The organism is Mycobacterium sp., from assembly GCF_035623875.1.
GTDB lineage: Bacteria > Actinomycetota > Actinomycetes > Mycobacteriales > Mycobacteriaceae > Mycobacterium.
Genome location: NZ_DASPSP010000270.1, coordinates 42,857 through 49,237, shown reverse-complemented (window position 1 = coordinate 49,237; position 6,381 = coordinate 42,857). Strand labels below are relative to the sequence as shown.

The 6,381-nt window shown below is 66.4% G+C and carries 9 protein-coding genes; 4 read left to right on the top strand and 5 right to left on the bottom strand.

Going from position 1 to position 6,381, the window contains the following annotated elements; genetic code table 11:
* Positions 1-950 (bottom strand): diiron oxygenase (locus tag VEI45_RS22055; protein WP_324856648.1); only part of this gene is annotated, 950 nt, incomplete at its 3' end.
* A 208-nt stretch (positions 951-1,158) separates the two neighbouring features.
* On the opposite strand from VEI45_RS22055, the gene serC reads away from it, so the two are divergent.
* Together serC and sepH are read left to right on the top strand one after the other, a co-directional pair.
* A complete protein-coding gene (serC, locus tag VEI45_RS22050) occupies positions 1,159-2,277 on the top strand; it encodes a phosphoserine transaminase (protein WP_324856647.1) in 1,119 nt (372 codons plus the stop codon).
* 124 nt (positions 2,278-2,401) lie between these two features.
* Positions 2,402-3,181: a septation protein SepH gene (gene sepH / locus VEI45_RS22045; protein ID WP_324856646.1), complete on the top strand. Its 780-nt coding sequence runs from the start codon at positions 2,402-2,404 to the stop codon at positions 3,179-3,181.
* On the opposite strand, the gene VEI45_RS22040 is transcribed toward sepH, so the two are convergent.
* The 3 genes from VEI45_RS22040 to VEI45_RS22030 are packed head-to-tail and all read right to left on the bottom strand — an operon-like array spanning position 3,178 to position 4,726.
* Entirely contained in the window at positions 3,178-3,450 is a 273-nt protein-coding gene (locus VEI45_RS22040) for a DUF2537 domain-containing protein (RefSeq protein ID WP_324856645.1), read from the bottom strand. The genes sepH and VEI45_RS22040 overlap by 4 nt on opposite strands.
* Complete coding sequence (locus VEI45_RS22035) at positions 3,447-4,301, bottom strand: RNA methyltransferase (protein ID WP_324856644.1); 855 nt, start codon at positions 4,299-4,301, stop codon at positions 3,447-3,449. Before VEI45_RS22035 ends, VEI45_RS22040 begins: the two co-directional genes overlap by 4 nt.
* Positions 4,298-4,726, bottom strand: a complete 429-nt coding sequence (locus VEI45_RS22030; RefSeq protein WP_414687559.1) for a MarR family winged helix-turn-helix transcriptional regulator — start codon at positions 4,724-4,726, stop codon at positions 4,298-4,300. The genes VEI45_RS22035 and VEI45_RS22030 overlap by 4 nt, the downstream gene beginning before the upstream one ends.
* Positions 4,727-4,808: 82 nt before the next feature.
* Here VEI45_RS22030 and VEI45_RS22025 point away from each other — a divergent pair, with 82 nt between their 5' ends.
* Both VEI45_RS22025 and VEI45_RS22020 read left to right on the top strand, forming a co-directional pair.
* Positions 4,809-5,090 (top strand): DUF2530 domain-containing protein, encoded by a 282-nt coding sequence (locus VEI45_RS22025; protein WP_324856642.1) that lies wholly within the window; start codon positions 4,809-4,811, stop codon positions 5,088-5,090.
* 27 nt (positions 5,091-5,117) lie between these two features.
* On the top strand, positions 5,118-5,573 hold the full coding sequence (locus VEI45_RS22020; protein ID WP_324856641.1) for an SRPBCC family protein: 456 nt from the start codon (positions 5,118-5,120) through the stop codon (positions 5,571-5,573).
* On the opposite strand, the gene VEI45_RS22015 is transcribed toward VEI45_RS22020, so the two are convergent.
* A complete protein-coding gene (locus tag VEI45_RS22015; protein WP_324856656.1) occupies positions 5,570-6,361 on the bottom strand; it encodes a DUF3027 domain-containing protein in 792 nt (263 codons plus the stop codon). The genes VEI45_RS22020 and VEI45_RS22015 overlap by 4 nt on opposite strands.
* Positions 6,362-6,381: the final 20 nt, after the last annotated feature.

The window sequence follows — 6,381 nt, the reverse complement described above, 5'->3', positions numbered from 1 at the left end:
AGCGGGTTCATCAGACCGGTGTCGTGGCAGAGCATCCGGACGTCGCCGAACATGTCACGCAGCATTTGACGCGACTCCGGCGAACCGAAGAACACCGCTTTGCGGACCTGGCGCGGGATGTCGAACTCCTGCCAGAACGCCTTCGGCGGAACCACGATCGCCGAGCACAGGATGCGCATGGTGACGGGCACATACAGCGACAGCCAGAACCGCTTGCGGCGCGGCAGGTGCGGCACCCGCTTACGCAGGTACTCGTGCGCGAACGAGATGTGGCGGGCCTCCTCGGCCACGTGGATGGCCATCACCCGCTCCATGATCGGGTGCAGCTCCTTGCCCTCGCGCAGCACGTTCTTCTGGGTGTGGTCGATGGGCTCTTCACCGGCGAGGATGCCGAACCAGAACGGGATCGGCAGCGGTCCGGCCACCAGCGGAATAAACGGCTGAATCCACTTGAGCATGCGGGGCATGCCGGGCACGTCGGCGCCGATGTGGTTCACCATCTCCTGGAACATCATGGTGTGGTTGCACTCTTCGACGGCTTCGTGCAGGCAGTAGCGGTACTCCGGCGACCCGTTGGGCACCCAGAACGCATACTCCATCAGGCCGCGAATCAGGATGGACTCGAAGTGCAGACCGACCTTGGCGACGTTCGCCTGACGCCACATGCCGATCTGGATCTGACGTTCTTCGGACTGCGCCTGGTACCAGGGGTGCCGACCCAGCGGGTCGGTCTCGGGCAGCTTCCAGCGCGGATCGTTGTCGGTGACCGCGAACTCGGGTGAATTCCAGTCGATGTCGGTGTACGGGTTGAAATTGCGCCGCACCGACCCCTCGGACAGTGTGGTCAGCATCTCAACGTACTTCGTGTCGTCCTGGACATCCATGTTGCGGCGCCAACGCCGCACCATCTTCGTCCGTGCCTGCTTTTGGGCCGTTCCAGCCTGGGCCATTACAGCCTCCCCAATGAGGTTTACATTTGGACGCGCTATGTCCAAAGACAGTACCGTAGGTATCGCAAACTTTCTAGACCCTTGATAGCCGCTGTGGCCCATCCGTGAACATGTGTGCACTGTGACTTACGTCGCATCAGATCGCGTCTGACCAGCATCGCCGGACCGCGTGATCGTCCGGCTCGGCCGGTTCACTAGCCTGGTGATCATGGCTGACCAGCTCACGATCCCTGACAACATCAAACCCGGTGACGGCCGCTTCGGCTCCGGCCCGTCGAAGGTCCGACCCGAGCAATTGCAAGCTCTCTCCACCAGCGCCGCAGCGCTTTTCGGCACCTCGCACCGGCAAGCGCCGGTGAAAGATCTGGTGGGCCGGGTACGCGACGGCTTGCGGCACTACTTCTCGGTGCCCGACGGCTACGAAGTCGTGCTGGGCAACGGCGGGGCAACCGCGTTCTGGGATGCCGCTGCGTTCGGGCTGATCGACAAGCGGTCGTTGCACCTGAGCTACGGCGAGTTCAGCTCGAAGTTCGCCGCCGCGGTTGCCAAGAATCCGTTCATCGGGGAGCCGATCATCGTCAAGGCTGATCCCGGCAGCGCGCCCGAGCCACAGACCGACCCGTCGGTCGACGTGATCGCGTGGGCGCACAACGAGACCTCGACGGGGGTCGCGGTGCCAGTCACACGGCCCGACGGCTCCGGCGATGCGCTGATCGTCATCGATGCCACCTCCGGCGCCGGCGGCCTCCCGGTCGACGTCGCCGACACCGATGCCTACTACTTCGCGCCGCAGAAGAACTTCGCCAGCGACGGCGGGCTGTGGCTGGCGATCTTGAGCCCCGCGGCGCTCGGTCGGATCGAGGCGATCGCCGCGTCCGGGCGATGGGTGCCGGACTTTTTGTCGCTGCCGATCGCGGTAGAGAACAGCCTGAAGAACCAGACCTACAACACTCCGGCCATCGGGACGCTGGTGCTGCTGGCCGAACAGATCGACTGGCTGTTGGGCAACGGCGGGCTGGACTGGGCGGTCAAGCGCACCGCGGATTCGTCGCAGCGGTTGTACAGCTGGGCGCAGGACCGGCCATACACGACGCCATTCGTGGCTGAGGCACGACTTCGCTCCCAGGTTGTGGGCACGATCGACTTCAACGATGACGTCGACGCCGCGGCGGTGGCCAAGGTGCTGCGCGCCAACGGCATCGTCGACACCGAGCCGTACCGCAAACTCGGTCGCAACCAGTTGCGGGTGGCGATGTTCCCCGCCGTCGAGCCTGACGACGTCAGCGCGCTCACCGAGTGCATCGACTGGGTGGTGGAGCGGCTTTAGCTCGCTCCTGAAAAGAGGCCCAGGTGGCCCCCGCGTGTCAGCGCGGTTACGGCCGCTGTCTGCACTAGAGTCCGCAGCTGACAGGCCTGGCGCGCTGGTCTGCGAGGAGCCTGCGAGGAGACACATGCGGGAACTCACGATCGTCGGACTCGATGTCGATGGCAAACACATCATCTGCGAGAGCACGAAAGACAACGGGGACCCCGGCGACAAGTTCAAGATCCGAGTCGACGACCGGCTGAGGGCGGCGGCCCGCGGCGACGGGACCCGGATGGGTCAAACCCATATCGACATCGAGGTCACCAGCATGCTGCGTCCCAAGGAAATTCAGGCTCGCATCCGCGCGGGCGCATCCGTCGAGCAGGTGGCGGCCGCCGCCGAGGTGGACATCGAGCGGGTTCAGCGGTTCGCCCACCCGGTGCTGTTGGAGCGCTCGCGCGCTGCCGAGCTGGCAACGGCCGCCCATCCCGTTCTGGCCGACGGCCCCGCGGTGCTGACGCTGCTGGAGACCGTCACGTCGTCGCTGCTGGCGCGTGGCCTCAACCCGGACAGCACGACGTGGGACGCCTGGCGCAACGAGGATGGCCGGTGGACGGTCCAGCTGGGCTGGAAGGCAGGTCGTTCCGACAACCTCGCGCATTTCCGCTTCTGCCCGGGCGCGCACGGCGGGACGGTCACCGCCGTCGACGACACGGCCAGTGAACTGATCGACCCCAGCTTCGACCGTCCACTGCGGCCCGTCGCCCCGGTCGCCCAAATCGACTTCGACGAGCCGGCACCCGCGCCGGTGGAACGCCCGACCGTCGAAGCCAAGAGCGAGCCGACGCGCAGCCGGCGCGGCAAGCCACCGGTGCCGGCGTGGGAAGACGTGTTGCTGGGTGTTCGTTCCGGCGGGCAGCGCTAGCTGAACAGCTGCATCGAGACCAGGGTCAGCCAGGCAGCTGTCACACCCACTCCGACGCCCAGCACCAACCAGCGCAGTACCGCGGTATGCCGCCACCCCCATAGCGTCGGCGCCAACCCGCCGGCCGCGACGACATTAAGCCCGACGGCCAACAACGGATGCACCCGGATCAGCCCGAGACTGAGCACCACGACTGCGACCCCGGTGACCGCGGCGACAAATCCGGCCACCGTCAAACCCGTTGCCCACGGGGTGGATTCGTCGGTCACGAGCCGAGCCTAGCCCGCTCGTAGAAAGCCAGCGCCGCCGCGGTGGCGACGTTGAGCGAGTCGGTGCCGCGTGACATCGGGATCCGTACCCGCAGATCGCTGACCTGCAGCACGGCACGGCTCAAGCCCGGCCCCTCGGCGCCGACCAGCACCGCCACCCGCTCGTCCTGCACCGCCGTCATTGCCTCCGGCAAGGACGCGGCATCGGGATTGGGCGTCATCGCCAGCAACCGAAAACCCATCTGCTGCAACGTCTTCAAATCGGCCGGCCAGTTGGTCGCCCGCGCATACGGCACCAGTAGGGCGTGACCCATGGAGACGCGCACCGCGCGGCGGTACAGCGGATCAGCGCAGCCGCTGCCGAACACCACCGCGTCGACGTTGAGCCCCGCGGCGTTGCGGAAGATGGCGCCCAGGTTCTCGTGGTCGTTGACGCCCTCGAGCACCGCGACGGTCCGGGTGCCCGCGACGACCTGTGCGAGGCTGCGCTCGGGCTCCCGGCGCGCGGCGGCCAGCACCCCGCGGTTGAGATGAAAGCCGACCACCTGGGCCATCACCTCGGCGGATACCCGATAGTAGGGCGCGGAGCTGCCGGCCAGATCGGCCTTGAGCTCGGCGAGCCTGCGATCGGTGCCGAGGAAAGCCAGCGGCGCGAACGGCGAGACCAGCATGCGCTGCACGACCAGCACACCCTCGGCAATCACCAGGCCCTTCCCGCTCGGCAGGTCGGGCCTACGGTCGATGCTGTTCAAATCGCGAAAGTAGTCCAGCCGCGCGTCGCCGGGATCAATGATATCGCTGACGACCACACCATCGGTGTCACTGGTGGGGTCAAAACCGTGCGGGGTCAAGGGCTTTCATCGACAAGAGCCAAGATCAGGTCGGCGGCCTCGCGCAGGGTATCCCGCTGGGCGCCGCCGAGGGTATCCAGCCGTTGCGCCAGCCACTCCTGGCTGGCGCGGCGTTCGGCCTCCAGCAGTTCAGCACCAGCATCGGAGACCGAGACCAAGACCTGCCGGCCGTCGTCGGGGTGCGCAACACGGTCCACAAAACCCAAATCGGCCAACGAGGCGATTACCCGCGTCATCGACGGCGGGCGAACCCGTTCCCTGATAGCCAGCGCACCCGGCGTCATCGGGCCGTAGTTGGCCAATGTCGCCAGCGCCGACAGCTGCGACAACGACACCGGGGACTGCGGCCGCCGAAACCGCAGCTGCCGGGACAGCCGCATTACCGCCAACGACAGGTCGCTGGCCAATCGGCTGTCGCCCTCCATCACAGCGCGAAGGTTACGACAGAACGCCCAATCGTCGACAACGAATGACCGAGTCCGGGCTCGCCAAGCTATCTTTATCTTGATGTCTATCGAGCCTGGCAAAAGCCTCGATCCGCCGATGCTGCCCGCTGCGCTGCTGGAGGTATGGCCGGTCATCGCCATCGGAGCACTGGCCTGGCTGGTTGCCGCCGTGGCCGCGTTCGTTGTGCCAGGCCTCGAGACGTGGCGACCGCTGACACTGGCCGGGCTAGGAGTCGGGGTGCTGGGCACCAGTATCTTCCTGTGGCAGCGTGACGCCGCCCGCCGTGGCGCGCGTGGTGCACAGACCGGATTGAATTACCAGCACGATCCCGACCGGAAATGATGGCCCGAGCTAGGAGGTATGCATCCAATGGCAGCGCCGCTGTTGCAAGCACAGGTCGATATCAAGGCACCCGTCTCGAAAGTCTGGTCGCTCGTTAGCGATTTCCGCCGCATGCCGCAGTGGAGCCCGCAGTGTCGACTGATGCGGGCATTCGGTCCGCTTCGCCACGGCACCCGCACCATCAACCTCAACCGCCGCAACCGTCTGTTCTGGCCGACGACATCCACCGTCCTCGAGGTGATCCCGGACCAGAAGTTGGCATTCCGGGTCAACACCAACAACACGATCTGGAGCTACGAGTTGCAGCCGATCCCCGAGGGCACCCGAGTGATCGAGAGCCGGCACGCCGAGAACGGGGTGAAGCCGCTGTCGAGCATGACGGTGAACGCTCTCTTCGGCGGGACCGCGAACTTCGAGCGGGAACTTGTCGACGGCATGAACGCCTCGCTGGCCAAGATCAAAGCCGCGGCGGAGAACAGCTAGCCGTCCTCGGCCGGTTTCTCGCTGACGTCGAGCACCCCGTCGTCGTACGGGTCATACATCGGCGAGCCGCTGCCCGCGGGAGCCGGGGTGTCGGAATGCGCACCGCAGCCGTATTCGAAGTCGACGACATGCCCGTCGGCGGACAACTCGTTGCCGCATATCCCGAACATCGCGCCCAGCGATCCGGCAAGCGGTAGGAAGAAGCCGCAATCGCGGCATACGCGTTTGGTGGATTGCGCCATCTGCGACGACGGACCATAGTCGCCGTCGTGCCAGCGTTGAGCGGCATCCGAGCGACCCCAGGCACTCAGCACCCGGCGCCGTCCCAAACCGATCTCGAGAGCGATCTCGTCAACCTGCGGGTCACCGGAGGCCAGGTAACCGGGCACCAGGCGTGGATCGTCCGGCAGCGGCGCCAGTTGGTCGCCCGGGCTCAGATCGCCCGGCCGGATCCGCTGATCCCAGGGCACCCAGTCCGGTGCCAACAGCGACGTCGGCCCGGGCACCAGCACGACCTCGCTGATCGTTGCGTGGTCAGCGCCCGGGTAAGCGGCGACGACGACGGCCCACTGCCAGCCCTGATAGCCGGGCATATGCGCCAGGAATCGGTGGGTGGCGCTGGTGGGATCTTCGTAGCCGACGCCGAGGTAGTCGCCCACGGTGTCGGCGCCGCTGAACTCGATAATCGCTGCCCGCGCGGGCTCGACGGCGTCGGTGAGCAGGGTCGCCAACTCAGGCGACCACTCATCGGTGGTCGCCGCGGCCGACTCAGGAGTCGGTCGGGTCACGTTGTCCGCTATTTCCATAC

Bases quoted from the DNA above. Each gene is read 5' to 3' on its own strand.
- serC (WP_324856647.1), top strand. From the start codon at position 1,159: ATGGCTGACCAGCTCACGATCCCTGACAACATCAAACCCGGTGACGGC.
- sepH (WP_324856646.1), top strand. From the start codon at position 2,402: ATGCGGGAACTCACGATCGTCGGACTCGATGTCGATGGCAAACACATC.
- VEI45_RS22030 (WP_414687559.1), bottom strand. From the start codon at position 4,726: ATGGAGGGCGACAGCCGATTGGCCAGCGACCTGTCGTTGGCGGTAATG.
- VEI45_RS22025 (WP_324856642.1), top strand. From the start codon at position 4,809: ATGTCTATCGAGCCTGGCAAAAGCCTCGATCCGCCGATGCTGCCCGCT.
- VEI45_RS22020 (WP_324856641.1), top strand. From the start codon at position 5,118: ATGGCAGCGCCGCTGTTGCAAGCACAGGTCGATATCAAGGCACCCGTC.